General features: G+C 39.9%; 25 protein-coding genes and 2 pseudogenes. 24 read left to right on the top strand and 3 right to left on the bottom strand.

From position 1 onward, the window contains the following. Window positions 1-31 precede the first annotated feature (31 nt). Complete coding sequence (locus ABFG93_RS09680; RefSeq protein ID WP_347552566.1) at window positions 32-409, bottom strand: PH domain-containing protein; 378 nt, start codon at window positions 407-409, stop codon at window positions 32-34. A 206-nt stretch (window positions 410-615) separates the two neighbouring features. Between ABFG93_RS09680 and ABFG93_RS09675 the strand changes: the two genes are divergently transcribed. The 21 genes and pseudogenes from ABFG93_RS09675 to ABFG93_RS09580 all read left to right on the top strand — a co-directional run bounded on the left by ABFG93_RS09675 (window position 616) and on the right by ABFG93_RS09580 (window position 21,128). Beyond that, a complete protein-coding gene (locus tag ABFG93_RS09675) occupies window positions 616-1,422 on the top strand; it encodes an alpha/beta fold hydrolase (protein ID WP_347552565.1) in 807 nt (268 codons plus the stop codon). Window positions 1,423-1,562: 140 nt separating this feature from the next. Next, a pseudogene (locus ABFG93_RS23075) lies at window positions 1,563-1,616 on the top strand (hypothetical protein); the annotation flags it as partial. Window positions 1,617-1,652: 36 nt separating this feature from the next. Then, entirely contained in the window at window positions 1,653-1,889 is a 237-nt protein-coding gene (locus ABFG93_RS09670; RefSeq protein ID WP_347552564.1) for a hypothetical protein, read from the top strand. A gap of 145 nt (window positions 1,890-2,034) precedes the next feature. Further along, window positions 2,035-2,511 (top strand): carbohydrate binding domain-containing protein, encoded by a 477-nt coding sequence (locus tag ABFG93_RS09665; protein WP_347552563.1) that lies wholly within the window; start codon window positions 2,035-2,037, stop codon window positions 2,509-2,511. Window positions 2,512-2,782: 271 nt separating this feature from the next. After that, window positions 2,783-3,739: an extracellular solute-binding protein gene (locus ABFG93_RS09660; RefSeq protein ID WP_347552562.1), complete on the top strand. Its 957-nt coding sequence runs from the start codon at window positions 2,783-2,785 to the stop codon at window positions 3,737-3,739. After that, window positions 3,729-4,586 (top strand): glycoside hydrolase family 2 protein, encoded by an 858-nt coding sequence (locus tag ABFG93_RS09655; RefSeq protein WP_347552561.1) that lies wholly within the window; start codon window positions 3,729-3,731, stop codon window positions 4,584-4,586. Before ABFG93_RS09660 ends, ABFG93_RS09655 begins: the two co-directional genes overlap by 11 nt. 133 nt (window positions 4,587-4,719) lie before the next feature. Beyond that, window positions 4,720-6,669 (top strand): BglG family transcription antiterminator, encoded by a 1,950-nt coding sequence (locus tag ABFG93_RS09650; RefSeq protein ID WP_347552560.1) that lies wholly within the window; start codon window positions 4,720-4,722, stop codon window positions 6,667-6,669. Window positions 6,670-6,771: 102 nt separating this feature from the next. Beyond that, window positions 6,772-8,721, top strand: coding sequence for a PTS fructose transporter subunit IIABC (locus ABFG93_RS09645; protein ID WP_347552559.1), 1,950 nt, complete (start codon window positions 6,772-6,774; stop codon window positions 8,719-8,721). A gap of 169 nt (window positions 8,722-8,890) precedes the next feature. After that, window positions 8,891-9,514, top strand: a pseudogene (locus ABFG93_RS09640) (TerD family protein); the annotation flags it as partial. Between the two features lie 26 nt (window positions 9,515-9,540). After that, the gene (locus ABFG93_RS09635) at window positions 9,541-10,575 is read left to right on the top strand and encodes an ATP-grasp domain-containing protein (protein WP_347552558.1); all 1,035 of its coding nucleotides are present in this window, start codon (window positions 9,541-9,543) and stop codon (window positions 10,573-10,575) included. Between the two features lie 87 nt (window positions 10,576-10,662). After that, window positions 10,663-10,806, top strand: a complete 144-nt coding sequence (locus ABFG93_RS09630) for a VWA domain-containing protein (RefSeq protein ID WP_347552557.1) — start codon at window positions 10,663-10,665, stop codon at window positions 10,804-10,806. Window positions 10,807-11,114: 308 nt separating this feature from the next. Continuing rightward, window positions 11,115-11,726, top strand: coding sequence for a TerD family protein (locus ABFG93_RS09625; RefSeq protein ID WP_347552556.1), 612 nt, complete (start codon window positions 11,115-11,117; stop codon window positions 11,724-11,726). Between the two features lie 31 nt (window positions 11,727-11,757). Next, window positions 11,758-12,339, top strand: coding sequence for a TerD family protein (locus tag ABFG93_RS09620; protein WP_347552555.1), 582 nt, complete (start codon window positions 11,758-11,760; stop codon window positions 12,337-12,339). Window positions 12,340-12,411: 72 nt separating this feature from the next. Then, the gene (locus ABFG93_RS09615; RefSeq protein WP_347552554.1) at window positions 12,412-12,990 is read left to right on the top strand and encodes a TerD family protein; all 579 of its coding nucleotides are present in this window, start codon (window positions 12,412-12,414) and stop codon (window positions 12,988-12,990) included. A 37-nt stretch (window positions 12,991-13,027) separates the two neighbouring features. Then, a complete protein-coding gene (locus tag ABFG93_RS09610) occupies window positions 13,028-13,807 on the top strand; it encodes a TerC family protein (protein WP_347552553.1) in 780 nt (259 codons plus the stop codon). An 88-nt stretch (window positions 13,808-13,895) separates the two neighbouring features. Next, window positions 13,896-15,092, top strand: a complete 1,197-nt coding sequence (locus ABFG93_RS09605; protein ID WP_347552552.1) for an HpcH/HpaI aldolase/citrate lyase family protein — start codon at window positions 13,896-13,898, stop codon at window positions 15,090-15,092. After that, entirely contained in the window at window positions 14,980-16,323 is a 1,344-nt protein-coding gene (locus ABFG93_RS09600; protein ID WP_347552551.1) for a phosphoribosyltransferase family protein, read from the top strand. Before ABFG93_RS09605 ends, ABFG93_RS09600 begins: the two co-directional genes overlap by 113 nt. A gap of 16 nt (window positions 16,324-16,339) precedes the next feature. Further along, window positions 16,340-17,449, top strand: coding sequence for a cysteine protease StiP family protein (locus ABFG93_RS09595; RefSeq protein WP_347552550.1), 1,110 nt, complete (start codon window positions 16,340-16,342; stop codon window positions 17,447-17,449). Further along, a complete protein-coding gene (locus ABFG93_RS09590) occupies window positions 17,446-18,255 on the top strand; it encodes an HAD family hydrolase (protein ID WP_347552549.1) in 810 nt (269 codons plus the stop codon). Before ABFG93_RS09595 ends, ABFG93_RS09590 begins: the two co-directional genes overlap by 4 nt. Window positions 18,256-18,395: 140 nt before the next feature. After that, entirely contained in the window at window positions 18,396-20,009 is a 1,614-nt protein-coding gene (locus ABFG93_RS09585) for a YceG family protein (RefSeq protein WP_347552548.1), read from the top strand. An 18-nt stretch (window positions 20,010-20,027) separates the two neighbouring features. After that, entirely contained in the window at window positions 20,028-21,128 is a 1,101-nt protein-coding gene (locus ABFG93_RS09580) for a toxic anion resistance protein (protein WP_347552547.1), read from the top strand. Window positions 21,129-21,205: 77 nt separating this feature from the next. On the opposite strand, the gene ABFG93_RS09575 is transcribed toward ABFG93_RS09580, so the two are convergent. After that, window positions 21,206-21,385, bottom strand: a complete 180-nt coding sequence (locus ABFG93_RS09575; protein WP_347552546.1) for a CsbD family protein — start codon at window positions 21,383-21,385, stop codon at window positions 21,206-21,208. A gap of 96 nt (window positions 21,386-21,481) precedes the next feature. Then, entirely contained in the window at window positions 21,482-22,900 is a 1,419-nt protein-coding gene (locus ABFG93_RS09570) for an alanine/glycine:cation symporter family protein (protein WP_347552545.1), read from the bottom strand. A gap of 692 nt (window positions 22,901-23,592) precedes the next feature. Between ABFG93_RS09570 and ABFG93_RS09565 the strand changes: the two genes are divergently transcribed. The 3 genes from ABFG93_RS09565 to ABFG93_RS09555 all read left to right on the top strand — a co-directional run bounded on the left by ABFG93_RS09565 (window position 23,593) and on the right by ABFG93_RS09555 (window position 26,386). Then, window positions 23,593-24,975 carry a tetratricopeptide repeat protein gene (locus ABFG93_RS09565; RefSeq protein WP_347552544.1) on the top strand — a complete coding sequence of 461 codons (1,383 nt, stop codon included), beginning with the start codon at window positions 23,593-23,595 and terminating at the stop codon, window positions 24,973-24,975. Between the two features lie 181 nt (window positions 24,976-25,156). After that, complete coding sequence (locus ABFG93_RS09560) at window positions 25,157-25,918, top strand: threonine/serine exporter family protein (RefSeq protein WP_347552543.1); 762 nt, start codon at window positions 25,157-25,159, stop codon at window positions 25,916-25,918. 15 nt (window positions 25,919-25,933) lie between these two features. Then, complete coding sequence (locus ABFG93_RS09555) at window positions 25,934-26,386, top strand: threonine/serine exporter family protein (protein WP_347552542.1); 453 nt, start codon at window positions 25,934-25,936, stop codon at window positions 26,384-26,386. Window positions 26,387-26,464 lie beyond the last annotated feature (78 nt).

Raw genomic sequence — 26,464 nt, 5'->3', positions numbered from 1 at the left:
TCAAGGTCCACTTCTTAATCGCTGTCACTACTCACCCACAAAGCTCAGCAAGAAGCTTTTGAATCGTATAGATGCTTTCATCCTTCTTAAACTGCTTCGAGAAAGTCGGCGTTTGTGAACTTGAAATCCAAATTTTGAGCTCAGCATCAAGATCAAAGTGTCCGGCCGTTTCGATGCTGAAATGTGAAATGCTCTTGTAAGGAACAGAGTGGTACTCGACTTTCTTTCCAGTCATGCCCTGCTTATCCACGAATAATAAACGCTTGTCTGTGAATACAATTAAATCACGTACAAGTTTAAAGGCTGCATTCACCTCTTCCGTATCGGCAAGGATGTTTTGAAGTTCTTTCTTCACATCTTCCTTCTTTACAGTTGAAGCATTCCCCATAAATCCGCTTAGTATGCCCATTGTAACTCCTCCTTCTCATTTTCTAGTTTATATTCTATCATATGCGGTGCCTGTCACCACCCGGTTTAGCTCGAATGGTGTCGATCGAATCCTGGTATGAAATGAATGGTTCTAGCGTACCTTTCCAATGATGTCTTTGGTAAACCAAATCCAGTTAACGTATCATTTGAGATCTCGTCTAACTCTTACTCAAGGAGGGGAAACATATGCCATTTATGAATTTGGAAAAAGAAGTAGAGCTTTATTATGAAGATGTAGGAATGGGCCAGCCTGTTATCTTTATTCATGGCGTCTGGATGAGTAGTCGCTTTTTCAAAAAACAGCTACCTTACTTCAGGCAAAAGTATCGCGCCATTTCATTGGACCTTAGAGGGCATGGCCAATCTACTCACGTTCACTCAGGCCATACAGTGGCGAATTATGCTCGTGACTTAAAGTGCTTCATAGATAATCTGCACCTAAAAGAAGTAACGCTCGTTGGTTGGTCAATGGGGGCTTTTGTGATCTGGGAATACTTAAATCAGTATGGTGAGGATAATGTGAAAGGGACAGTTATCGTCGATGAGCTTGCATCAGATTTTAAATGGCCAGATTTTGAGATTGGAGCTTTTGACCTTTCAGCACTGACTGGGATGATGCAAGATATTCAAACGGATCAAGCTGGTCTGCTGAAAGGATTTCTTCCTCTGATGTTTAAAGAAGAATTGCCGCAGTCTGAGCTTGACTGGATGCTTGAAGAAACAACTAAGGTTCCTTCCTCCATAGCGAGTGCTATTCTATTTGATCAATCTACTATAGATTGCCGTCCATATTTAAATAAGATCAACAAACCAACGCTATTGTGTTTTGGTAAAGAGGAAAAGTTAATTCCAGTAGCAGCAGGTAAACATTTAAAAAGCGAAATTCCTAACTCTAGACTGGAATTGTTTGAAGACAGCTGTCATTGTCCATTTCTAGAAGAGACAGAGCGGTTTAATCGTGTGGTTGATGAATTTATGGGCTCTCTCAGCTAATTAGATTGCTAGACAAGTATCCCAAATACTTGTCTCTTTTTTCTTCTAAATAAAAATATGTGAGCTATAATCAACGAAAGCGTTTTCTATCCAGAGGAGACGACAATGATTACAATCTATGATTTAGCAAAAAAACTGGGATTTCAAGCACAACGGTTTCTAAAGCACTTAATGATTATCCTGATGTTAGTAAGAAAACGAGACAGGCTATACTTGATACTGCGGCTGAAATGGGTTACTTACCAAACGCCCATGCTCAATCTCTTTCAACTAAGAAATCATGGACAATAGGTGTTATGTTCTCTGAAGGTAATGAAGTTGGCATGAAGCATCCTTTCTTTAGTGCAGTGATTGAGAGTTTTCGAAAGCATGCTGAGAAAGAAGGGTATGATCTCATTCTTACATCTCGGAACCTTCGAAACAGAGGTACAAGTTACCTTGAACTTTTCTTATATCGTGGTTTGTAGCAGGTGAGCATATGGCGATTGGTGCTATGAGTGCTCTATTTGTACAATCAAGCATTTAAGTATAACAACTATGGTTACACTGCTGCTAGCATATGTTTGTTCATTATTACGGTTATTTTCTTAGCTATCGTATTCAAATCGATGTATGGTAACGAACGTAAACAAGCGAGGCGGGTGTAAAGCCTCTAATGGATTAGTAAATTGGGGATCATGGTGGGGAGATCAATGGAGTGGATTTGCTGAAGGAGAAGTAGTTCATAAGGATGGACAGATGGAGATTGTTTTCGAAAAGACAGGAGCCCAATCTTATAGTCCGCAAGTCTTTCAAGAAAATCTATTCTTTGAGAATGGAAGAGAATATACGGTTTCATTAGACGCCAAATCCACAGCTCCAAGAGAGGTTAACCTCTTAGTCGGTGAGCCATTATCGTCTGATCCCTGGTTCATTCCATTTATGGATACAAAAGTGATATCAATCGGTGAAGAGGTGGAGACGCATTCATTTACTTTTGAAATGACAAGTGCAACCAATGTAAATGGAAAACTAGTCTTTGAAGTAGGGGAGATCAACGGTGTTTCTATTCCATCAACCATCACGATTGACAATGTTACGATTAAATAGTAAAAATAAGTGCCATTCAATCATTTGGAATTGAGGAGATTTTGTTGAATTAACTAAAAAAGCTAAGAGGTCTCTCGATCTCTTAGCTTTTTTATGTTGTATTTTGTTATCTAATGTATTGATAATAAGAAATAGCAAAGTAAAATATACAAAATAATCTAAAAACTACATAATTTTTAGGATAGTATCTTAATTTTTTCGGATTATCAGCTTCAATGAATCCGTTTACAATTTAAATGTAAGCGCTTTTAAAAAATAAAGGGGATGGGAAATGTTGAAAAAGATAAGATCTCATAGTTTATTTATCGCTATGATAGTCCTTGTACTGATGCTTTCGGCATGTTCAGGCGATGATGCTTCAAGCGGTTCGTCTGGGGGAGACGGAGATAAGATTGAATTAACGTTCTGGAATATCTGGACGGAGCCTTCACCACAAAATGAAGCCAGCCTTAAACAGGTAGAGAAATTTAATGACGAACATCCTAATATTGTAATCAAGCAGCAGAGTATTCCTCATGATCAATTTAAAGTAAAAGTGAAAACACAGGCTGCAGGAAAGCAGTTGCCAGACCTTATTCAGGTTTTCCCTGGAGCTGAACTTAAGCCACTAGTCGATGGTAAACTCGTTCAGCCGATCGATGATATTCTAAGCAACTGGGATGACCTTATTAAAGAAGGACAGCTTGGCGATTACCGTGTTGAAGGTAAGCAGTATGCATTACCAGCAAACATCACACCAACAAGCCTTGTTTATTATGACAAAGATATGCTTAAGGAAGCTGGTTATGATGAGTTTCCACAAACGTATGATGAGTTCAAAAAGTTAGTTAAAACACTTAAATCAAATGATACCATCCCGATTGCCCTTGGTAATAAAGCGCAGTGGGTATTGCAATCTTCTTATATCAGCACAATCGGAGACCGCATGACAGGTAGTGACTTCTTGCCCGCAGTACTTAATGGTGATAAGAAGTTTACGAATGAAAAATTTATTAAAGCAGTAAATGTGATCAAGGAGCTTTCCGACATGAAAGCATTTAATGAAGACTTTAACTCGATCGATAACATCCAGCACCGCGACTTGTTTGCTATGGGTGACGCAGCCATGATGATTGATGGAGCATGGTCTCTTGGACCACTTCTTGAATCTGTACCGGATAAGAATATCGGTATCGCCCTGTTCCCTGAAATTGAGGGTGGGGAGGGGGATCGAAGATATGGCTCTTGATTCTGAGGTTATGCTGCATCACCAGAAAAATGGTCGAGGAAATTATTTAATCAAAGAGTACATGGAGACTTATCTCCCAGAACCTAAAGATTTTCCCTCATTTCTTTATATGAGTCAGGTTCTTCAAGCAGAAGGAATCAAGACAGCAATTGAAGCCCATCGAAGAAAGAAACCTTACTGTATGGGCACACTTTACTGGCAAATGAATGACTGCTGGCCTGTCGCATCTTGGGCAAGCATGGACTACTATGGTAGGTGGAAAGCTCTCCATTATTATGCGAAGAGAAGTTTCCAGGATATAATGCTCTCGATCGATGGTACGAAGAATACGCAAGTAGATCTTCATATCATTTCAGATGTTCTAAACAAACTTCAAGGTTCGATTCACATGAAATTGTTAGCTTTCGATGGGGAATTGCTCCGAGAATGGAATGAAGAGTTTATATTAGAAGCCAATTCAACGAGTAAGTTTGTCACATTAGCGACAGAAGAAATTCTTGAAGGACGCAACCCGAATGAAGTGGTGTTTAAAGCTGAGCTGGAGATAGATGGAGAAATCACAGATGCGAAATATCATTATTTTACATCTGTAAAAAATCTTTCCCTCTCCAAACCTGATGTAAAGATAGAAGAAGTTGTTACACCCTTAGGAAAAGAATACATTTTGGAAACTGATGTACTTGCGAAGCAGGTATATGTTACAAGTAACTCGGAAGGCATTTTCACGGATAATTACTTTGTTTCCGGGCAACAGAAAAGAATCAGTTTTCTAGCTCGAACATTGGATGAAGGCTTTACGGAAGGCTTTGCAGAGTCGTTGCAAGTACACTCAATGGCAGATTTATAAAAGGATAAGAGTGCATGGTCCTCCATACAACGGTTTGTATGGAGGGCTCTTTATTGTAGTCTTTTTTCATCATACCTCGATTTTGATATACTTCATTTAGGTATTTCGTCGACCATCTAAAGTAGGTGAAAACATGAACGATAGACAGAATGAATTACTTCGAATTCTATTAGAGCATCAAGACGAACTTCTGGTTGTAAAAGACTTAGCTGATCGTCTCAGCTGTTCGGATAAAACAATTCGCAATGATCTTGATGTGATACAGCCATATATTGAAAGGGAAACAACTGGCTCTTTAACGCGAAAACCCGGACAAGGGATACTTCTTGAAATAGCAGAATATGAGCGAGGAAAGTTGTATCAAAATCTTATTTCTACTAATGATGAGAACGTAGCATTGTCGCAAAGCGAAAGAATACTTGAAATCACGTATGAGTTGTTAATGGTGAAAGAACCAACCACATTACAACACCTTGCAATGAGGCACTTTATAAATCGATCAACTCTACGAAAAGAGTTGGAACGAATTGGCCGCTGGTTAGAAGAAATGAATTTAACGTTGCGATCCAGGCAAAAGGTTGGGCTGATGATTGAAGGAAGTGAGAAGTCACGGCGAAGAGCGCTGGTAAACCTGGGAACCCTTGTACAAAACGATTCATTAAGTAGCCCTTTTTTGAAGAAGCAATTTACTTCTTATGAAATTGAAATAGTTGAGAAGGAATTGCGAAATCTTCAAGTCCAGCAATCGATTACTTATACGGATGATTCTCATACAAATCTCTTGTATCATACGCTCTTCACAATAAAAAGGACAAAACTTCGACATCCAATTCAAATGACTGACGAGGAAGAGGAACAAATCAAAAAGTATTCGGAATTTAATTGGTCACAAGCTCTTCTAAAAAGGCTTGAAATTATCTTTGTTGTACATTTTCCTATGGGTGAGATCGCCTATCTGGCTCTTCATTTAATTGGGGCTAAACGAAGTTATGGTGGTTCCGATTCATTAATGCTTAGACAGCCAGAAGTAGAGAGACTGGGGCAAGAATTAATCAGCAGAATGACTGAGATGACGTCGCTCTCCTTTGACGCTGATGATACTCTCATGGAAGGACTTCGCGTGCACCTCTACGCTGCATTAAATCGAATCCAATATGGTCTCTCAGTGACGAATCCAATGCTTCAAGACATTAAGAGAATGTATCCTTATTTATTTGATTTATTAATCCAGATAATAGAAGAACAGAGCCGTAAGCACCAATTATCTATTCCTGAAGATGAAATAGCCTATTTAACCCTTCATTTTGAAGCAGCTGTTGAACGGTTGAATTCCCATCGAGGGAAAACGAAAAGTGCAGTCATTGTTTGTCATCTTGGTGTAGGCATGTCACAACTTCTGCGGACGAAACTTGAACGTAAATTCGCTTCATTAACAATTCTTGATTGTATTGGTCGAACATCTCTAAATGATTTTCTCAACCTACAGCAAGTTGACTTAATTATTTCAACTTTAGAGTTGGATAGGCAAGATGTTCCTCACATCGTGATTTCTCCACTCTTAAATACGGAGGAGGAAAGTAAGTTAGAATCGTTTATTCTGAAAATGGATGAGTCGATACGTGCAGAACGACGTAATGATGTGTTTTCCAACTATCTACAGTCTGATCTTGTTTTTATGAAGGATAATGGAGGCCATCGTTTTAAAGTCATTGAGGAACTTTCTAACGCTTTATACCACGCAGGATTTGTGGAAAAGGAATATGCACACAATGCAATTATAAGAGAGCGAGCATCTTCAACAGCAATCGGATCTGGAATGGCTATTCCACATGGTAATCCTAACCTTATTCGTAAATCGGCTATTGCAATTGCTGTTTTGAAAAAGCCGATTGAATGGGGAGAAGATCAAGTGAATCTAGTGTTTCTTCTCGCAATTGGGAATCAGGAGAAAGGAAGTACTTGTGACTTGTTTAGAGAAATTTCAACAATTAGTGAGCAGCCTTTATTGATAAAGAATCTAATACAACAAACCAGTGCACAGTCTTTCATTCGATTGTTAGACACAAATTCAACAGTTGAATAAAACTCATTTTACCGGAAGCTTCGGTAAAATAATTATCTTTTTCCTGAAGCATCGTCAGTTACTATTGGTGTAAGCGATTACGATGGAAGAGAGGGAACGTGTATGAAACTGTTAGCGATTACATCATGTCCGAATGGAATAGCGCACACCTATATGGCAGCAGAAAATCTTCAGAAAGCGGCCGACAAGATGGGCGTTGATATGAAAGTAGAAACACAGGGTTCAATAGGTGTGGAAAATAAGTTTACTGAAAAAGATATTCAAGAAGCAGATGGAATCATTATTGCAGCCGACAAAACAGTAGAAAAAGATCGTTTTGTCGGAAAGAAAGTTCTCGTAGTGGGAGTTCAGGAGGGTATCCGTAAGCCTGAAGAATTAATTAAGAAGCATCAGAATGGTGAAGTTCCAGTCTTCCAATCTAGTGGTGGTAAATCAATCGATGAGTATAAAAAAGAAAAGAAAGACAAGCAAAACCCCATTTACCGTCATTTAATGAACGGTGTGTCCTATATGATCCCGTTTATCGTTGTTGGAGGATTATTAATTGCCATTGCATTGACAATCGGTGGAAAGCCAACGGAAAGCGGTCTTGTTATTCCGGAAGACTCGTTCTGGAAAACGATTGAACAGCTTGGTGGTGCGTCATTTACATTTATGATTCCGATTCTTTCGGGATTCATTGCGTATAGCATTGCTGACCGTCCAGGACTCGCACCAGGTATTATAGGCGGTTACATCGCAGCGAATGGAAGTTTTTATGGAAGTGAAGCGGGAGCTGGATTTATTGGCGGTATTATTGCTGGTTTTCTTGCAGGATACGTAGCGCTAGCTATTAAGAAGATGAAAGTTCCGAAATCAGTTCAACCGATTATGCCGATTATTATCATACCCGTCTTCGCTTCATTGATCGTTGGTCTTGTATTTGTATTTATCGTAGGTGCGCCAGTTGCACAGGTATTTGTAACATTAACAGATTGGCTCGCAGGCATGCAGGGCACAAGCTCAATTCTCTTAGCTGTGATTCTCGGTGCTATGATTTCTTTCGATATGGGTGGACCAGTTAATAAAGTGGCTTTCTTGTTTGGGGCAGCCATGATCGGAGAAGGAAATTACGAAATTATGGGACCGATCGCTGCTGCCATTTGTATTCCGCCGATTGGCATGGGGCTTGCAACTTTTCTAAAGAAACGTAAATATGAGGAAGCTGAACGCGAAACTGGGAAAGCATCCTTTACTATGGGACTTTTCGGAATTACAGAGGGGGCGATTCCGTTTGCAGCCCAAGATCCACTTCGAGTGATTCCAAGTATTATGGCGGGTTCCATTACAGGTTCAGTCATTGCGATGATGGGAAATGTAGGGGACAGAGTGGCTCACGGTGGACCGATTGTAGCAGTACTAGGAGCCATTGATAACGTCCTAATGTTCTTTGTTGCTGTCATAGCAGGTGCTTTCGTCACAGCTATTCTTGTTAATCTTTTGAAAAAAGATGCGGTCATGGAAGTAGCAGGAACAGGCGTACAAGTTGATGTGGATAGTAACATAGAAGAAAAATCTCTTCAAAGTAATCAAGCTGCTTCTGCTATTGGTGAGATTAGCAAACTCACAGATATAACGAATCAGAAATTGATTGATACTAACTTGAAGGGTTCAACACGTGATGATGTTATCGATGAAATGATTGCAAAGCTAGAAAAAGAAGGCGTGCTTGATTCAAGCTCACTATTCAGAGAAGCTATCATCAGTCGCGAAAATGAAAGCTCGACGGGTATTGGAATGAACATTGCTATACCACACGGAAAATCTTCCGCTGTTCGTGAACCTCGTGTTGTGTTTGGAGTGAAACGAGAAGGGATCGACTGGAACAGTCTTGATGGAACGGAAGCTAGGCTAATCTTTATGATTGCTGTTCCAAAAGAAAGTGAAGGAGACGCCCATCTTAAAATCCTACAGATGCTATCGCGTCAGCTGATGGATGATGAATTTAGACAGAAGCTATTGGGTGTTAAAACGACAGAAGAAGCCTATCGATTACTAGATCAGATTAATTAACGGCTTTGAGTAAGTGTGTGTCTAAGAAGATGCACACTTTTTTTTGCGGGAAAAATTGATAATCTTGTCGAGACTTGGAGAAGGACAAGTTAATTATTTTAATTTTGCCGAATAAAGGACTATTTTGTAGTTTTGTCGAATGTTTAAAATTGGAATGTGATTTTATTGAAATAGGGATGCTATGATGATTGAATTAAAGAAAAAAGGCGAATCTATTAATCTTTCAAAATCAAATCAACCAATGGGTGAAATTCTTGTGAATTTAAATTGGAGTCTGGATGAGAAGCAGAGGCAGTCAGGCTTTCTTTCCTCGCTATTTAAAGGTCAGTCCAAGAAGACGGATCTTGACCTTGGGTGTTTATATGAACTTCAAAACGGAGAAAAGGGATGTGTTCAAGCTCTTGGAAATGCGTTCGGTGCTTTTGATTACTTTCCATACATGCAGTTAGACGCTGATGATCGGACTGGAGCGGTAGCAGGCGGAGAAAATCTAAGAATTAACGGAAGTAGGGTTTCAGAGATTAAGAGAATTGTTATTTACGCTTTTATTTACGAAGGCGCTGTAAACTGGTCAGAAGCTGATGGTGTCGTTACCCTCACCTATCAAAATGGAGAGGATATTATTGTGAAACTGGATGAGCACCGGAACGGTCAAAATATGTGTGCTATTGCAATGGTAGAGAACGTAAGAAACAGTACGTTTAAAATAGAAAGACTTGTGGAGTACTTCAGTGGCCATCAACAAATTGATCGTGCTTATAACTGGGGAATGAACTGGGTAGCGGGATCATAGCATTAACAACATAGAAGGAGTAAAAAATGACGAAAATTTGGTTTAACAGATGGTTTACAACAGTTGCTCATTACATTGAATTGATTCGAAATAATGACGATAGAATGAAGTTTGAAATATACGGATCCCATCCGAATAGAGATGCCCTGTATTTACAGTATTGTGATCAGGCTTTTGTTGAACCTGACATTAGTGGTGAAGCTTATATCGATTACTGTCTTCAAGTATGTATTGAGAAGAGAATAGATGTATTCGTGCCACGTAAAGAGAATGTCCTAATCTCCCAGAACCTTCTTAGGTTTCATGAAATTGGAGTTAAAGTCCTCGTATGTGACGCAGAATTAATGGCATTGATGGATAATAAAGCGGCTATGTACCAGTCAATCACCGAACGTGAAGAAGAAAAAGGTATTCCACTCGTCCCTATTCCTGATTACGTTGTGGTCAACAATGTTCATGATTTTAGAAAAGCCTACGACTTCCTCGTTAAGAAAGGTCATACTGTGTGTTTCAAGCCCGTAATCGGTGAAGGAGCGAATGGCTTTCGTGTCATTAAAGAAGGACAAGAAACGATTGAAGAATTGCTGACAGAAGGTATATCGAGACGCATTTCATTTGAACATGCCTGCTCTATTTTAAGTCAGGAAGAAACGTTCCCAGAATTAATGGTTCTTGAGTTTCTCGAAGGCTTTGAGTACAGTATTGATTGCCTTGCCTATGATGGGGAATTACATCTGGCCATTCCGCGAAAAAAAGTGGAGGGTAGAGTAAGAGAATTAGAGGATAATAAGGCACTCCTTGATCTTGCTCGTGCGCTACATAATGAGTACAACATTGACTTCATTTCGAATATACAAGTTAAATTTAGTAATGGTATACCAAAGCTGCTTGAGATAAATCCTCGCATGGCAGGTGGACTAAATATTAGCTGTCTATCAGGTGTGAATATTCCATATGAAGCAATTAAATTACTTTTACATGGGAATCACGAGACCCAACCATTATCACCAGCTCTTGGAATCCGTGCGAGTCATATTGAGAAAGAAGTAATTCTTACCTAAAAGCTATCGTATCGTTCTTCAGATAATCCTCTGGAACATAGGTATTGGTGGTGCTAATTTTAGATTGCTATAAAAGCTAGAGATACGATGACTGGAAGATTTATTGAAAACGCCAACTTCTTCCATATAAAAGATATTGACCGGATGTGTTATGAAGTGTTGTACAATTGCCTTCTAAATGAATTTCCAGATTGGTTGATCCTACCCTTAAGGAGTAATAAACCCCTCTGACAGAAATTGAACTTTATGGAATTAATGGGGAAAGATGTCATTAAATGAGCTATAGCGTGGATAATTGACAGAATCGACAACTTATTCTCATACAATAACCATTATCCAGATGTTAATTGATTCATTTTGTCTGAAAATATGTTAGTTTTAAATAGAAAGAATAGGTTTTCATGTTGGAGAAAATAATTTTTTTGTTGAAACATGAAACTTTTTGGAACTGGGCTCGTATAACAGGATAATACACAAATTGAAAGTTAAGGTGCATAACCTCATACTCGATTTAAATCTACCAACGGGAGTGATACAATTTGACAATTTCTTTACAAAAGGGTCAACGAATTGACCTAACAAAAGGAAATGCTGGCCTTTCTAAGATTATGGTTGGCCTTGGCTGGGATCCAGTTGAGCAAAAAAAAGGCGGCGGCCTACTTGGTGGTCTTTTCGGAGGCGGTAGCGGTGGAGGAGCAAACGTTGACTGTGATGCTTCCATTCTTATGCTTGAGGATGACAAGCTCACTTCGAAAAAAGACTTGATTTACTTCGGTAACCTGAAAAGCGCATGTCAGAGTGTGAACCATACAGGTGATAACTTGACAGGAGATGGCGATGGTGACGATGAGCAAATCATGGTTGACCTCAACAAAGTACCTGATCGCATTACGAAGCTAGTGTTTGTCGTAAATATTTATGATGCAGTGAAGCGAAAGCAGGATTTCGGTATGATTCAAAATGCTTTTATCCGCGTAGTGAACCAGACGAATCGTGAAGAGCTGATTAAGTTTAATCTCACAGACAACTATTCAGGTAAGACAAGCCTATTTGTAGCGGAGATCTACCGTCACGGCTCTGAATGGAAGTTTGCTGCAATCGGAAATGGAACAAACGACGCTGGCTTAAGTGATATTGCAAAGAAATACTAAACTACTAAAATTCTAAAAGGGGATGAATAGCATGGCTGTATCATTATCAAAAGGACAAAAGGTAGATTTAACAAAAACAAATCCTGGACTAACGAAAGTAATCGTAGGACTTGGATGGGACACAAACAAGTACGATGGTGGAAATGATTTTGACCTCGATGCAAGCATTTTCTTGTTAGATAGCACCGGCAAATGCGCTTCTGACAAAGACTTTGTTTTCTATAACCAGACTGAAGGTGGGGGTGGATCTGTTGTCCACACTGGTGATAACCGTACTGGCGAGGGCGATGGTGACGACGAGAAAGTAAACGTTCATCTTCAGGATGTTCCTGCCTCTGTTGAAAAGATTTCGTTTGTAATTACAATTCACGATGCAGAAGCACGTAACCAGAACTTTGGACAGGTATCCAATGCGTTCGTGCGCATCCTTAATGAAGATTCCAATGAAGAATTGATTCGCTATGATCTTGGAGAAGATTTCTCCATCGAGACAGCTATTATCGTTGGAGAACTATACCGACACAATGGCGAGTGGAAATTCTCTGCAGTTGGATCTGGCTACGAGGGTGGACTTGCTAGAATCGCTTCTGATTTTGGCTTACAGGTAGGATAATATCTTCTTCGTGGCAAGAGGGACTCTTCTCCCTCTTGCCATTCCAATATAAACGCGATTTGGGGGATGACATTGGCTATACAACTTTCAAAAGGTCAACGAATTGACCTAACGAAAACGAACCCTGGAATGGTTAAAGGACTTATCGGCCTTGGCTGGGATACGAATAAATATCAGGGTGGAATTGATTTTGACCTTGATGCATCTGCGTTTCTAGTCGATTCGAATAAACGCTGTCAGGATGATCTGGATTTTATTTTCTATAACAACCTCGAGCATCCGAGTAAATCAGTGGTTCATACAGGAGATAACCGAACTGGTGAAGGTGATGGGGATGATGAACAGCTCGTAGTCGACTTCTCAAAGATCCCTGCTCATGTAGATAAAATTGGAATTACCGTAACCATTCATGATGCTGAAATGCGTCACCAGAATTTTGGACAGGTTTCAAACGCTTTTGTTCGTTTAGCAGATGACGCAAGTGGTGAGGAGCTTCTTCGTTTTGATCTTGGCGAAGATTTTTCGATTGAAACAGCTGTAGTTGTTTGTGAGCTCTACCGTCACGGTGGAGAATGGAAGTTTAACGCAGTAGGAAGCGGTTTTTCAGGTGGTCTCGCAGCCCTTTGCAAAAATTATGGCCTGGACGTTTAAGGTCGCCTAGCAAGTTGACATTAGGAGGAAACATCAAGTGGAAATTTTACAAGAAATTCTAAACACATATGCCTCTTTCTTTGATTGGGAAATGTGGAGAGAAGTTTTAACTGACCCTGTTTCGTGGGGTCTTATAGGTACGCTAGTCTTACTAGAAGGACTGTTATCTGCTGATAATGCACTGGTACTCGCAGTAATGGTTAAACACCTTCCACCAGAGAAACGCAGAAAAGCTCTTACTTACGGTTTAATTGGAGCCTATTTCTTCCGTTTCTTATTTATTGGTATTGGAATGTATCTGATTAAATTCTGGTGGATAAAACTATTCGGTGCAGCTTACCTTGCCTGGATTGTGATTCAACACTTCAGAAAGAAGGGTGAAGAAGAAAATCCTGATGGAATGAAAAAGGACAGCTGGCTCGTTCGAACGTTCGGTATTTTCTGGGCTACTGTCATTTCGGTAGAATTAATGGACATCGCCTTTTCAGCAGATAGTATCCTGGCTGCCCTTGCTATTTCAGAACAGATATGGGTTCTCTTACTTGGAGGGATGATCGGTATTCTTTTGATGAGAACAGTTGCTGGGGTTTTCCTTAAGCTAATCGAAAAGATACCCGAAATGGAAAATACAGCGTTCGTATTAATTGCTATTATTGCACTTAAAATGTTCTTGAGTGTCTTTGATATTCATGTGCCTCATTTTGCTTTCTTCGGTATCATAGTTGCAGCGTTCCTTGGAACCTTCGTTGTGCATTACTATAATAACAAAAATAGACCATATGCAGAAGAAACAGCGTCAGCAAAAGAGAACGAATAGCATAATAAGGAGGAGACGCCTGTGCTCTCCTTCTTTTTTTATTCTTTAATATCGATTCTTAATTTAATAATTTCAATAGGGGGTGAAGGTGCTGGAATATTTTCAATACCTTTCGGATTCTCAGAAAGAGCGTGTCTTTTTTAAGAGGCCAGCTTCGGTCAGTAAGTATGAATCAAAGGAAATTCTTTCGTATGCCGTTGGAGCGGCTCTTTATATGCCTGCAATCAGAGAGGACATTGCAGATTTAGTTATACATCAGAAATACAAAGAAGTTTGTACAATCGTTCTTGATCTAGAAGATGCAGTTGGAGATAATCGCTTAGCTGAAGCAGTTAATCAGACAGTTGTTCATCTGAAAAAAATCGAAAGCGCTATGACACAGGGTAATCTAGATTGGGTCACATTACCCTTTATTTTTATCCGCGTGCGTTCTGCAACTCAGTTAACTGAAGTAGCAGAAAAGCTTGGTACCTCTATTGGATACTTAACTGGGTTTGTATTACCTAAGTTCTCATCATCTAACGGTAGCGTGTATCTGCAAGCTCTAAAACGGACTGTTGCTAAATCAGGAACACGTTTATTTGCCATGCCAATTTTAGAATCACCTGAGCTTTTATACAAAGAATCCAGGTATAAGGAGTTCGAAACGCTATCTGCTCTATTTGAGCAATACGAATCTTCTATTCTGAATGTGCGAATTGGTGCTACAGATCTCTGTGGGCTGTACGGCATTCGTCGCAGTGCCCAGACCCCCATATATGATATATCCATCATGAGAGATTTCATTTCCGATGTTATGAATTATTTTGGGAGACGGTTTGTTGTATCTGGCCCGGTCTGGGAGTATTTTAATAGCAAGAGAGAAGACCTGGACGAAAGCTTGGAAGCTACTGTGAACACATACAACGCAGGATTATTGAATGAAACATTACTAGATTTATCTAACGGATTGACAGGAAAAACGGTAGTCCATCCCTCTCATGTAAAAGTTGTTCAAAGCCTGAACGTTGTAACGTACGAGGAATACCACGATGCATTAAGTATTATCGAGAATGCTAATGGAGAAATTGGCGTACTGAAAAGCAGTTCATACAACAAAATGAATGAAGTAAAGCCACACTATAAATGGGCTATGAAAATTTTAACCAAATCTAACATATACGGGGTGTATCATGACACGTACAATTTCATCAAGATGCTTGCCGACCCAATACCATTTTCCAATTCTGTCGAACATGAGCGTGAATCTGGAAATCACAGAGAACAAATTAACCATACCAATTGACGAATTCTTTACGATGGCAGCCAGAATAAATAAAAAGCGAGGGTTTCTTTTTGTTAGTAGGATGCTGGGTAAACATATTCCAGTGGATCCCTATAAACCCCTCCTTGCCTCGGGGCTTCTAGCTCTAACTTATTACGAGAACGAATCTGGTCACTCTTTAGCCTATTTACAAGAAGTTAGAGATGCCTTTCTGGCGAATAACAGAGAAAAACGGAAGAAAGCATACAGACTGTTACAGAGCAGGCCTCTGAATCTTGAGGAGGAGCCGATCGTGATTGGCTTTGCTGAAACAGCAACAGCGCTTGGTCACGCCGTCTTTGACTGCTTCGAGAAAGGTTATTATATTCACACAACAAGAGAAAATGCAAACGGGATTTCTCCGGAGTTTAACTTTAAAGAGGAACATTCCCATGCAGTGGATCAGCGGTGTTATGCCGATCCATTAATCCTTCAGCAACCCCATCCGGTTCTGTTAGTAGACGACGAGATTACAACAGGGAAAACATGTCTCAATATTATTAAGGAGCTTCACGCAAAGTACCCTCGTAAACAATATGTTGTTCTCTCTCTATTAGACTGGCGATCAGAGGAGCACATTGAGCAATATAGATTCCTAGAAGAAGAGTTAAACATTACGATAAAGGTTCATTCACTTCTAAAAGGGACAATTGAATTTGAAGGACAGCCTCTTGAACAACCGATTATTGATTTCCAAAAAAGTAAACCGGATTGTCCGGAAGCGTTTCTAAACTGGCATGATGTTTCATCGAGTTTCCGTCAACTGTCAGAACGTAACTACCTTTCCGATAGCGGTAGGTTTGGAATTAATGAGTTGGATAAAGCGAAGATAGAGGAATCATGTCAAAATGCATCGAATCATTTAAATAGAGAAGTACCAGCTGGTAAGACGTTATGTTTAGGTACTGGTGAGTTTATGTACATTCCAATGAAAATTGCCTCCTACTTGACTGGAGAAGTCTATTACCATTCTACGACACGAAGCCCAATTCAACCAGTTGATGAAGAAGGATATGCCATTCGAAGCGGATTCACTTTTCCTAATCCTGAGGAGCGTGAAGTTCAACACTATGTGTACAACATTCCCGAGGGAGAGTATGACCGTGTGATCCTTTTCTTTGAGAAGAATGTTTCTGTAGAGGATACAAACGCGCTTACCTCATTGTTAGTAGAAAGAAATATAACTACCATTCATATCGTAACTTGTTCTTGAAGAAAGAGGTGGAAAAATGACTGTCCAGATAACTAAGATGGGGAGCTACCCCGATGAAGATGTTACATTCCTTTTGAAAGACTTATCAGAGATAAGCATGGAGAAGAGTACAACAGAACGAGAACAGGCGATTCAACAAGGGACACATTACTCAGAGATGCTTCCAATTGAATACAAGCCATCAGAAGAATATATGTCGCTTTTTTATCACTCTTTAGAAGAAACAAAGCGTAAAGTAGCTGTGGCTGTCGGCGTTGTTGCAGAGCAGATTATTGCAGAAAGAGGCTTTAAAGTAGCGCTCGTTTCACTTGCCCGTGCAGGTACTCCAATTGGTGTATTGATTAAACGGTATATTTCTTACAAGTATAATCGAGAACTGCCGCACTTTAGTATATCGATTATTCGTGATCGAGGCATTGATACCGAAGCGCTCAAGTATATTCTTAATCATCACCCGGATCATGAGATTACTTTTATTGATGGATGGACCGGAAAAGGAGCCATTACTCGAGAATTAACGAAATCTGTCGCTGTATTTAATGACTCGAACGGGACAAGTCTATCAAGCAAACTTGCTGTCCTTGCCGATCCGGGAGACTGCTCAGAGCTTTATGGAACGAGAGAAGATTTTCTTATTCCAAGTGCCTGCCTTAATTCAACGGTTTCAGGCCTTGTCAGTCGAACGGTTCTTAATACTAAATGGATTAAGGACGGTGATTTTCATGGAGGGAAATACTATTCCGAGCTTCTTTCAGAAGATGTCTCAAACCTGTATGTTGATACTATTTGCACGCAGTTTCCTTTAATTGAGGAAGAAGTTGACAAAGGGTTGTCCGAGATCGTAGAGGAAGACCTTAAACCCCAATGGAAGGGCCGTAAGTCGATTGAAAATATTCAACGCGATTATGGTATGACAAATAGTCATTTTATTAAGCCTGGCGTCGGAGAAACAACGCGTGTGCTATTAAGACGTGTACCATGGAAAATCCTCGTCCATCCGGATGCTGAAATGAGCCTCAAGCACATTCACGTCCTCGCAAGAGATCGCGGAGTACCTATTGAGGAATATACAGGAATGTCTTACTCCTGCTGTGGTCTAATTAAACCATTGGAGCAAGAGGGATGAGGGCATTCGCAAGCGATTTAGATCGCACATTAATTTATTCCAGGAAAATGATTGAACAGTATTCAGCACTGGATTATGAACTAATTGAAACGCTTGAAGGAAAAGAGATCTCTTATATTTCGAATCGAACAAAAAACCTCTTGCAGACGTTGATGAAAGAGATGTATTTTATTCCCGTTACGACTCGTACGATCCAACAATACAGTAGGATCTCGCTTTTTCAATCGGTTTTGAAGCCTGAGTACGCCATTACAAGTAACGGCGGGCATATTTTGAAAAATGGTGAAGTGGTTCAGGAGTGGTCAGATCAAATTCGAACCTCTCTAGCGGAATGTTTGCCTCTAGATGACTTTGTGAGCAAGCTAGAGTCTCTAGTTACAGGAAACTGGATTGAACGTATTCGTCATGCGGATTATCTTTTTGTGTACCTGATCATTAAACGTGATCAAGTCTCGCAAACAGAACTCACTTTTTTGTTCGAATGGGCAAGAGAGCAGGGATGGCAACCCAGCTTACAGGGGAGAAAGCTATATTTCGTTCCAGATCCGGTGAATAAATGGAACGCTGTAGCGTATTTGAAAAACGAGTTAAACCTCTCTTATATTTATACTGCAGGTGATTCGTTGCTAGATTATGAGTTGGTTCGCTATGGCGATAGTGGGTATGTTCCTGCACATGGTGAAGTACTGGAAACTCACCCTGAGTTAAACTGTACAAAAGCAGTTGGAATGGCTGCATCCGATGAAGTAGTAGACTCTATTTTAAATCAATCCTTTATTAGGATGGCTACAGAACAAAGAATTTAATAATGGAAGAAATAGTATGTTATTCTGTTTTTAAGAAGATGTTATATTGAAGCGAAGGTTAGACAAGAGGAATAGTGCAGGAGGGCGTGATTGGCTCTCTGGCCATCCCAGGGAAGGAATGAGAAAGCGGGGAGACCATCATGAATCACTTTGATCAGATTCTCATAAAGAATGCGCCAATTGAAGATGAGAATTCACTAGAACTATTATATAGAACATTTCCAGAACGATCTCCTTATGAGAATGGGAAAGAATTAATTGTAACTCAGGCTGCATGGCGGTTTCTGGGTAGTGATTACGATGAGAACGAGTATTTTCTTAAGCTCCATGAACTTTATCAGTCAGAGAAGTTTCATGTTTTAAGCGAAGACCTAAATAAGGTCATTACTCCTGAACGGCTTCAGGCGATCCAATCGATCCATTCGATCAACCAGAAAGAAAACGGGCTATCTGCGAATCGCTTTGTAGCGTTTTTAGAAGGAGCGACCCTAATTCCATCTCACAGGCATCCTGCTATGCATCGTCATTTACGAAAATCTTTAATCACCGTTCTTGAATTGTTTGAACAGCATCACGAAGGTGGATTTAGCCATCCGGATTTTCGTAGAGTACTAGTCGATCTAATGAAGTGGACATGGAATCATCTTGATCCATGGCTTGAAGAGGTTGAAATTGATATGGAAATGCCAGGAATCGTTTGGTATGGAGAAGCTTCAAAGAGTCAGCAATATTTTCTTCTTTATTCGGTTATTCTCGGATGTGATGTTCTCTATTTTCACCCTGAAGGATCTGATTCTCTTAGTGAAATAGATCCTGAAGACCGTTTTACACAAAAGAAAAAGCTCCCATCAAAAGTAGCACTTGAACCATTTCCTATTGAAAAACCCGAGCGCCGTTCTACAATAGCCTATCGAGCAACGAAGGAAATGGATACGGTTCTTCACCATGAAGGCTCGCAGTTATATAAGCCATGGCAACTGAGAACATATTCTCCAAAATCAGTTACCCTCAAGACGACGTATGATGAATTATTTTTGATCGCAAAGGAAAAAGCATTCATTAGACCTAATTTTAAAGTTGAAAACGGGACCGTCCACATTCCAGCGTTGTTTGCAAAAATAATGGGGATCTCTGAAAATAGAAAAGAATATTGGAATAGGCTTCAGGATCTAAGTGAACTAAAATCAACAGTGATGATTCGTCAATTTCCATTTACAAAAGAAACGAAGGCAAATCAAAAGTTCCACTATCAGCACTCATTAAATAGGGAAGGCTATCTTGACCCAGAGCTTATGATGCAGGGAAACTGGTGGCAGTATAAGCATCTTCCTATTGAAACGCAAAAGGCAATTGGACAGGCGATCTCAAGAATGTGTGCGAACCCTAAACTACTGCCTGAAGGTGCTGAAGGCATAGAGGAAATGAAATTATACCTTTTCTCACAAACCACTAAGCTTCCTGAAGAATTCGTGAATTTATTGCAAACATTTGATTATTCCCAGGAAGTCCCGAAAGTAGTTTTGTACAATACAGAGTTGAATGGCACATTATCTCGATCAGATGCAGCAGTGCTCCATCTGTTAAATGAATTTGGTATCGATATTATTCTCTATAATCCACCCGGCCATCAGTGCATTGAGCGGTTCATTGATTCTAATCATTTTGATACACACTGGCTTGAAGAGATGGCTTTTCGACAGGATTTTAAAGAACCTTCTGTGTTTAGAAAGTTATTTAAATCCATTAAACTATAATTAAGGGAGTGAACGTCAATGACAAATGAAACAGGTATTACAACACTTGATAAAAACGAAGAAATCACGGAAGCGAAGGCCGATGATATTCGTTTAAAGCTTCGGGAAGAGCAAGAGGTTCAGAAGCTTGCCGGTGAAATTGACGTAAGAGATCAAATGGCGTTACTCGAATTTGGGAAAGAACCAGCGGTTGAGATTTCTCAGTTCTCCGATAAAATTCTATCGATGATGCGTACTACGAGCGTAACGGACTCTGGTGACATGCTTAAGCAGCTAGGGAAGATCATGGATCGTTTTGATAAGAAAGACTTTGAGGAGCCGAAAACTGGTTTTCTATCGAAATTCTTTAAAAAGGGCAATGATATGGTAGAAAAGATATTTGGGAAATATCAAACTCTAGGCGGAGAAATTGAGAAAGTCCACGTTGAAATATCCAAGTATAAGGACGAAATGTCCCGATCAACAGTCACACTTGATGACATGTATCAGCATAACCTTAATTATTATGTTGAGCTTGAAAAGTATGTGGTCGCGGGGCAGATTAAACTTGAAGAACTACAAGAAAAAGTTCCTGCCATTCAGCAAAAGGTTAGTGCTGGAGATCAGATGGCGCAAATGGAGCTTGATACGTTAAATAATGCGATTCAAACCCTCGAGGAACGAATTTATGATCTTGAGATGGCAAGGATGGTTTCGATCCAAACGGCACCACAAATCCGACTGTTACAACGAGGCAATACAAAGCTAATTGGCAAAATTAATTCAGCCTTTATTATTACAATTCCGGTCTTTAAAAACGGTGTAATCCAGGCTGTTACAGCCAAAAGACAGAAGCTTGTTGCAGACTCTATGGATGAGCTAGATCGTCGCACAAACGAAATGCTGAAGAATAATGCGCAGAATATTTCTAACCAGAGTGTGGAAATTGCTAAGTTATCAGGTCGTCCAAGCGTAAAGATTGAAACGATCGAGGAATCCTGGAATACAATCGTTAAAGGCATGGAAGAGACTCGCGCGATTGAGGATGAGAACAAACGTCTCCGCGATGAAGGTACGAAGCGAATTCTGGACCTTCAAGATAACATGAAAAAGCTTAACAATAATGAAGGCAGTTCGTAAAGCGAGGCTCTTAATAGGGACTTACACACAATAAGCACAAGAAAAGGATAGCGACTCTCGCTATCCTTTTCTTGTGCTTATATTTTGTCTTTAAGATTTCCCTTTCGGTCCTGGTAATTGCCTTTCGATTTATCGAGCTTACCTTCTTCTTGAAGACGTTGGTCATTTTTTGCATTGCCAACCTGGTCTTTTACTTCACCTTTTGTTTTGGAAACAGCGCCTTTTACTTTGTCACTTAATCCTTTATTATTAGCCATTTGTTATAACGCTCCCTTCCTGTATCTAGTAAAGAAAATACCCCTTGAAGTGAGATAGCAAACGGCTATCTCACTTCAAGGGGTAAAAATGGTAAATTAGTTTGATTTATCTTTAATTGGTTTGTTCGTCCAGATATCTGATTTTAATCCTTTAATCGTATCTGCATAGAATTGAGGATCTAAACCAGCTTTTCGCTGATCTCTGTAATCATTTAACGCTACAAACGCTACCTTACCAATAATCGCTATGACAATTAAGTTGAGAAGCGCCATAAGACCCATTGATAGGTCTGCCATGCTCCAAACAATTGCAAACCCTGCTTTAGCACCGAACATAACCATTCCTAGAACAGCAAGACGATAGATGAGAAGCGCCGGTTTACTAGATTTAATAAATTCAATGTTCGTCTCACCATAGTAATAGTTACCAATAATGGAACTAAATGCAAAGAGGAGAACGGCAACGGCTACAAATATACCTGCTCCACTTCCAAGGTGCTGATTCATAGCTTCCTGGGTGAGCTGAACGCCATCAAGTGATGAATCGACATAACCGTTTGACATTAAGATCATAAAGGCAGTAGCAGTTGCAATTAAGAGTGTATCAACGAATACGCCAAGCGCCTGAATAAGTCCCTGCTTTACAGGGTGAGAGACATCGGCTGTTGCAGCCGCGTTTGGTGCACTACCCATACCAGCTTCGTTTGAGAATAGCCCCCGCTTAATACCGAGTGACATAGCAGCACCAACGCCGCCGGCGGTTACTTCTTTGAAACCGAAAGCGTGCTGGAAAATAAGGGCGATCATAGCTGGTATCTCAGTGAAGTTAACAATAAGAACGAATGCTGCAACAATAATGTAGATTCCGGCCATGATTGGCACGATAATTTGCGATACAACTGCAATTCGACGTACACCACCGAAAATAATGATCGCTGTCGCAGCGGTAATGATAGCACCGAGTAACCATCTGTTGACGTTGAAAGAATTCTCAAATGCAAGTGCAATCGTATTAGATTGGACAGAGTTAAACACAAGCCCAAAGCTGAACGTGATCAACACCGCGAAGATAATACCAAGCCATCTTGCATTTAAAGCGCGCTGCATATAGTAGGCAGGACCACCTCGAAAATCATCACCGTCGCGCACTTTGTAAATCTGAGCAAGTGTGCTTTCAACAAATCCACTTGCTGAACCAAGAAGGGCAATTACCCACATCCAGAAGACGGCACCTGGGCCACCGATACTTACGGCAGATGCAACACCGGCAAGGTTACCAGTACCAACTCGTGACGCTGTACTAATAAAGAATGCCTGTAAGCTGGAAACAGAGTTTTTTCTTCCTTTCATGGTGTCCTTTTCAGCAAGAACGTGGAACATTTCACCGAATAGACGGAACTGAACAAATCGTGATCGGACCGTAAAATAAAGGCCAACTCCGATTAGAATAACAATCAATACATTCGACCAGATAAGTTCATTACCAGCAGAAACAATCGTTTTTAGAATATCCATATGTACATCCCTTCTATAATAGTTTAGGGAGAAGAATGTGAGCTATTACTCATCTTCCCTAAAACGTTCAGAGTCTAACTCGTTTGCGGTCTTTAATTATAAAAATTTGGAAAAATACCGTATTTTCAGACAGCTTTTATACGAAGATAGATTCCGAAGCATAAAAATCTATTATACATGGCTAGAGAAGCATTTAATATAAAAAGTGTAACATAATCTTACGTTGTAAAATTACTGATTTAATTATTTTTACTAAAAATAAATTATCATTACTAGTAATGATAACTTTTTCAGTAATTCTAAGGAGGAATTATGAGTAAATCCAAAGCAAATACAATGTTACATCCCATCAGGTTGAAGATTGTTCAAACACTAATTAATGGAAGGAGGTAGACAGTTCTCTAAGGAAAACAGCAGTTGAAGACCTGATGTCCGCCATAATGAGCGATTACAAACATCAGGTAAAGCATCCTGTAGATCAGGAACTGAAAAATATTATTGCTGAATGGTTACGGAAACACATGTGAATCAAGAAAAGACTCATTTGTTGAAAGGATAACATCGTAAGTTGAAGCAACGCGTGTAAGAAGCACTTTTTCAATCCCTTGAATTGTTCTCTTTCTTCATATGGATGAGAGTGGTAAAATAAAAGTGGAAGCAATTAAATTAAGCTCTTCCAGGGAGGTATTCCAATGATCGAGCAACCCCAGAGTGTTACCGTTATCTCGAATCAACGACATATCCAATTACGTGTGGAGAGGCTCGCAATTCATCATAGAATTAAGATTCTTGAAGCCGTGAAGGGAAATGGAAGCAAATTTTATCTCTTCTTTTATAAAGATGATTTCATCACTGGAAAAACCGCAGACGTGAAAAGTGGATCTCTCATCGAAAAAGCTTTTCAGAATGGGATTGTGCTTAAATCTCCTCATCCGCTCATTGATCGCTTTCTTTTCGAAAAAACATTCCATCTAAAATCCACAAAGCAGGTCTTTCATTCTGTTCAAAAACGATACACTCCCCAGGAAACAGCCTTTATTTTCTCATATTTTGACTCTTTTCTTTCCGCAGACACCATTATAAAACTCATGAAAAAACACTTTTACGAATATAGAAGAAATGGCCAGATGCGTCTTGCCTTTCAAATCCTTGCGACGTTGCTTCATTTTGACCCCGTCAATAAATGGGCCAGAGAGCTTACTCGAAAGTTAGAATACCAGAAAGTGAGAAGTCTCTATGATGGAGGAGTCCATGAATTAAGTGAGGCTGACCCACTATTTGCTGAAATATACGCTTATGATGATCTTAGGAATCATCACGCTTACCTTGAATCCCTTTTTTTGAAAGAAAAACGTAACACTGATCTTTCTGCATTACGCCTTCAGCTTTACCTTCTATCCTCAGACAATAATGAAATTGATCCACTGGCCATAATCGACGATCAATTTTCTGAATCAGAACGTGCACTCCTATTATGGAATATGCATAGAGAGGCACCTCATCATCCAACTCTTCGGAAGAATGCTTTTCAAGCCTTCATGTATTTAAAGAAAACAAGCGAAGCCATTAATTTGCTGACTGAACGTCAGGATACCATTACAAAAAGTGAGTGTGCTCTTCTTATCACGGCTATAGAAGATCAAGAAACAACGTTCTCTTCTATTAACCTCGATATGCTTCAATCCTGTCTTCGAGTAAAGGGTAATCAGAACTATCTCGATCAATTGCTCCATGCATTAATTCCGAGAATGCTTCATGAATTTGATCTCACATATGTCTACAACTGGGTGAAACCTCTCGATAATGATAATCAAGATATTTCCATTCTATCGACAATCCAAACTATGGCTGAAATTCAGGATGATCCAGATAAACAGTTTCAACTTGGAAAGCTCTATCACAAACTAAAGCAATATGATGAAGCTATCACTTGCTTTGATTGGGAGATGGAACTTCATCCAACAGACCCTACACCGGTTCAGTGGTTAACAAAGGTCTACCGCGAAATGGGGAAGGTAGAAGAATCGAACACCTATATGTCAATTTACTCGAAAATGCAGAGAGTATCGAATTAAACAAAAGCGCCGGCTTAAGCCGGCGCTTTTGTTTATGGGCCTAAATATGCAGATCTATGTAGAACGAGTTAAAAGTATCATTCTCTTTCGTTCCGAAGAATGATTTGATATAACCTATATAGTTCAGATAAACTAAAAAGTAATTGCTACTCTATTATTTCAGTCCTGACAGGAGCGAACAATGGAAAAACAAACTAGTTATGTATATGACGTTATTAAAGTATGCCTGTTAGCCGGAAAAGTAATGCTACAGAATGGTGGTGAAACATACCGGGTAGAGGATACAATGACAAGGATTGCGGACGCGTATGGGGCCACGCAGTCGAATAGTTACGTAACACCTACAGGCATCATTTTTTCTGTTGAAGGGCCGGAACCATCCAAAACACAGTTAATCCGTATTTCGGATCGTACAACGGATCTTTATAAAGTAACGAAGGTAAATAGTATATCTCGAAGAATTAGCAGTGGAGAATTATCTATACAAGAAGCGTATTATGAGTTAGATAAACTCGACAAAATGACAGAGAGGTATACGTTCCCAAAACAACTTGTTGCAGCAGCGGTTGCAAGCGGTTGTTTTCTTATTATGTTTCAAGGTGTATGGGGTGATTTCATCCCTGCTGTTCTCGCTGGAGGGGGAGGCTTTTTCAGTGTGACCCTATTTAATCGTCTCGTGCCAATTAAATTCTTTTCCGAGTTTCTAGCTTCTTTTGTGATTGGCCTTCTAGCTGTGTTGTTTGTTTCCCTGGGACTAGGCGAACAACTTGATAAAATTATTATTGGTTCTGTTATGCCACTTGTACCGGGCCTTCTCATTACAAATGCAGTTCGAGATTTGATGGCAGGGCATCTTATTTCGGGTTTATCAAAAGGGGCTGAGGCATTCCTGACTGCCTTCGCAATTGGAGCAGGTATTGCTCTGGTTGTGTCATTTCTGTAGAAAGGGAGTGGGGATATGACTATAATGGCTCAAGTCTTTACGAGTTTTATTGCTAGTGCTGCGTTTGGTTTGCTCTTTAACGCACCTAAGTCTTCCCTCTTAAAGGGTGGGTTTGTTGGCATGTGCGGATGGATGATTTACTACGGTATGGAAGCCTCTGGGATTGATCCTGTTATTGCCACAGTAACAGCTTCATTTTTTATTGCGGTTATCAGCCAGTTTTTCGCTAAAAAGTATCGAACTCCCGTCATCATTTTCAGTGTTGCCGGTATTATTCCGCTTGTCCCTGGTGGGCTTGCATATGATGCGATGAGAAACTTTGTACAAAATGATTACAATACTGCTATTAACCTTGCTGCTCGAGCATTTATGATATCTGGATCAATTGCAGTTGGTTTAGTCTTTTCTGAGGTAATTAATCAAATTATTCGTCACTCTACCTTTACGAGAAGGCAAAAACAGCGTTGAAATAAGTCATAGTTCTTTTGCAATCCATACGTACACTATGATAAATTTTAAAAGGATCACTGTGTCGAACGGTGTTAA

This window comes from Pseudalkalibacillus hwajinpoensis, from assembly GCF_039851965.1.
GTDB lineage: Bacteria > Bacillota > Bacilli > Bacillales > Guptibacillaceae > Guptibacillus > Guptibacillus hwajinpoensis_E.
Note: the sequence above shows the minus strand (reverse complement) of the source record. Positions and strands in the feature narration are given on the sequence as shown.

Coding starts and splice junctions, on each gene's coding strand:
- ABFG93_RS09680 (WP_347552566.1), bottom strand. CDS start 409: ATGGGCATACTAAGCGGATTTATGGGGAATGCTTCAACTGTAAAGAAG.
- ABFG93_RS09675 (WP_347552565.1), top strand. CDS start 616: ATGCCATTTATGAATTTGGAAAAAGAAGTAGAGCTTTATTATGAAGAT.
- ABFG93_RS09670 (WP_347552564.1), top strand. CDS start 1,653: ATGGGTTACTTACCAAACGCCCATGCTCAATCTCTTTCAACTAAGAAA.
- ABFG93_RS09665 (WP_347552563.1), top strand. CDS start 2,035: ATGGTAACGAACGTAAACAAGCGAGGCGGGTGTAAAGCCTCTAATGGA.
- ABFG93_RS09660 (WP_347552562.1), top strand. CDS start 2,783: ATGTTGAAAAAGATAAGATCTCATAGTTTATTTATCGCTATGATAGTC.
- ABFG93_RS09655 (WP_347552561.1), top strand. CDS start 3,729: ATGGCTCTTGATTCTGAGGTTATGCTGCATCACCAGAAAAATGGTCGA.
- ABFG93_RS09650 (WP_347552560.1), top strand. CDS start 4,720: ATGAACGATAGACAGAATGAATTACTTCGAATTCTATTAGAGCATCAA.
- ABFG93_RS09645 (WP_347552559.1), top strand. CDS start 6,772: ATGAAACTGTTAGCGATTACATCATGTCCGAATGGAATAGCGCACACC.
- ABFG93_RS09635 (WP_347552558.1), top strand. CDS start 9,541: ATGACGAAAATTTGGTTTAACAGATGGTTTACAACAGTTGCTCATTAC.
- ABFG93_RS09630 (WP_347552557.1), top strand. CDS start 10,663: ATGACTGGAAGATTTATTGAAAACGCCAACTTCTTCCATATAAAAGAT.
- ABFG93_RS09620 (WP_347552555.1), top strand. CDS start 11,758: ATGGCTGTATCATTATCAAAAGGACAAAAGGTAGATTTAACAAAAACA.
- ABFG93_RS09600 (WP_347552551.1), top strand. CDS start 14,980: ATGACACGTACAATTTCATCAAGATGCTTGCCGACCCAATACCATTTT.
- ABFG93_RS09595 (WP_347552550.1), top strand. CDS start 16,340: ATGACTGTCCAGATAACTAAGATGGGGAGCTACCCCGATGAAGATGTT.
- ABFG93_RS09590 (WP_347552549.1), top strand. CDS start 17,446: ATGAGGGCATTCGCAAGCGATTTAGATCGCACATTAATTTATTCCAGG.
- ABFG93_RS09585 (WP_347552548.1), top strand. CDS start 18,396: ATGAATCACTTTGATCAGATTCTCATAAAGAATGCGCCAATTGAAGAT.
- ABFG93_RS09580 (WP_347552547.1), top strand. CDS start 20,028: ATGACAAATGAAACAGGTATTACAACACTTGATAAAAACGAAGAAATC.
- ABFG93_RS09575 (WP_347552546.1), bottom strand. CDS start 21,385: ATGGCTAATAATAAAGGATTAAGTGACAAAGTAAAAGGCGCTGTTTCC.
- ABFG93_RS09570 (WP_347552545.1), bottom strand. CDS start 22,900: ATGGATATTCTAAAAACGATTGTTTCTGCTGGTAATGAACTTATCTGG.
- ABFG93_RS09565 (WP_347552544.1), top strand. CDS start 23,593: ATGATCGAGCAACCCCAGAGTGTTACCGTTATCTCGAATCAACGACAT.
- ABFG93_RS09560 (WP_347552543.1), top strand. CDS start 25,157: ATGGAAAAACAAACTAGTTATGTATATGACGTTATTAAAGTATGCCTG.
- ABFG93_RS09555 (WP_347552542.1), top strand. CDS start 25,934: ATGACTATAATGGCTCAAGTCTTTACGAGTTTTATTGCTAGTGCTGCG.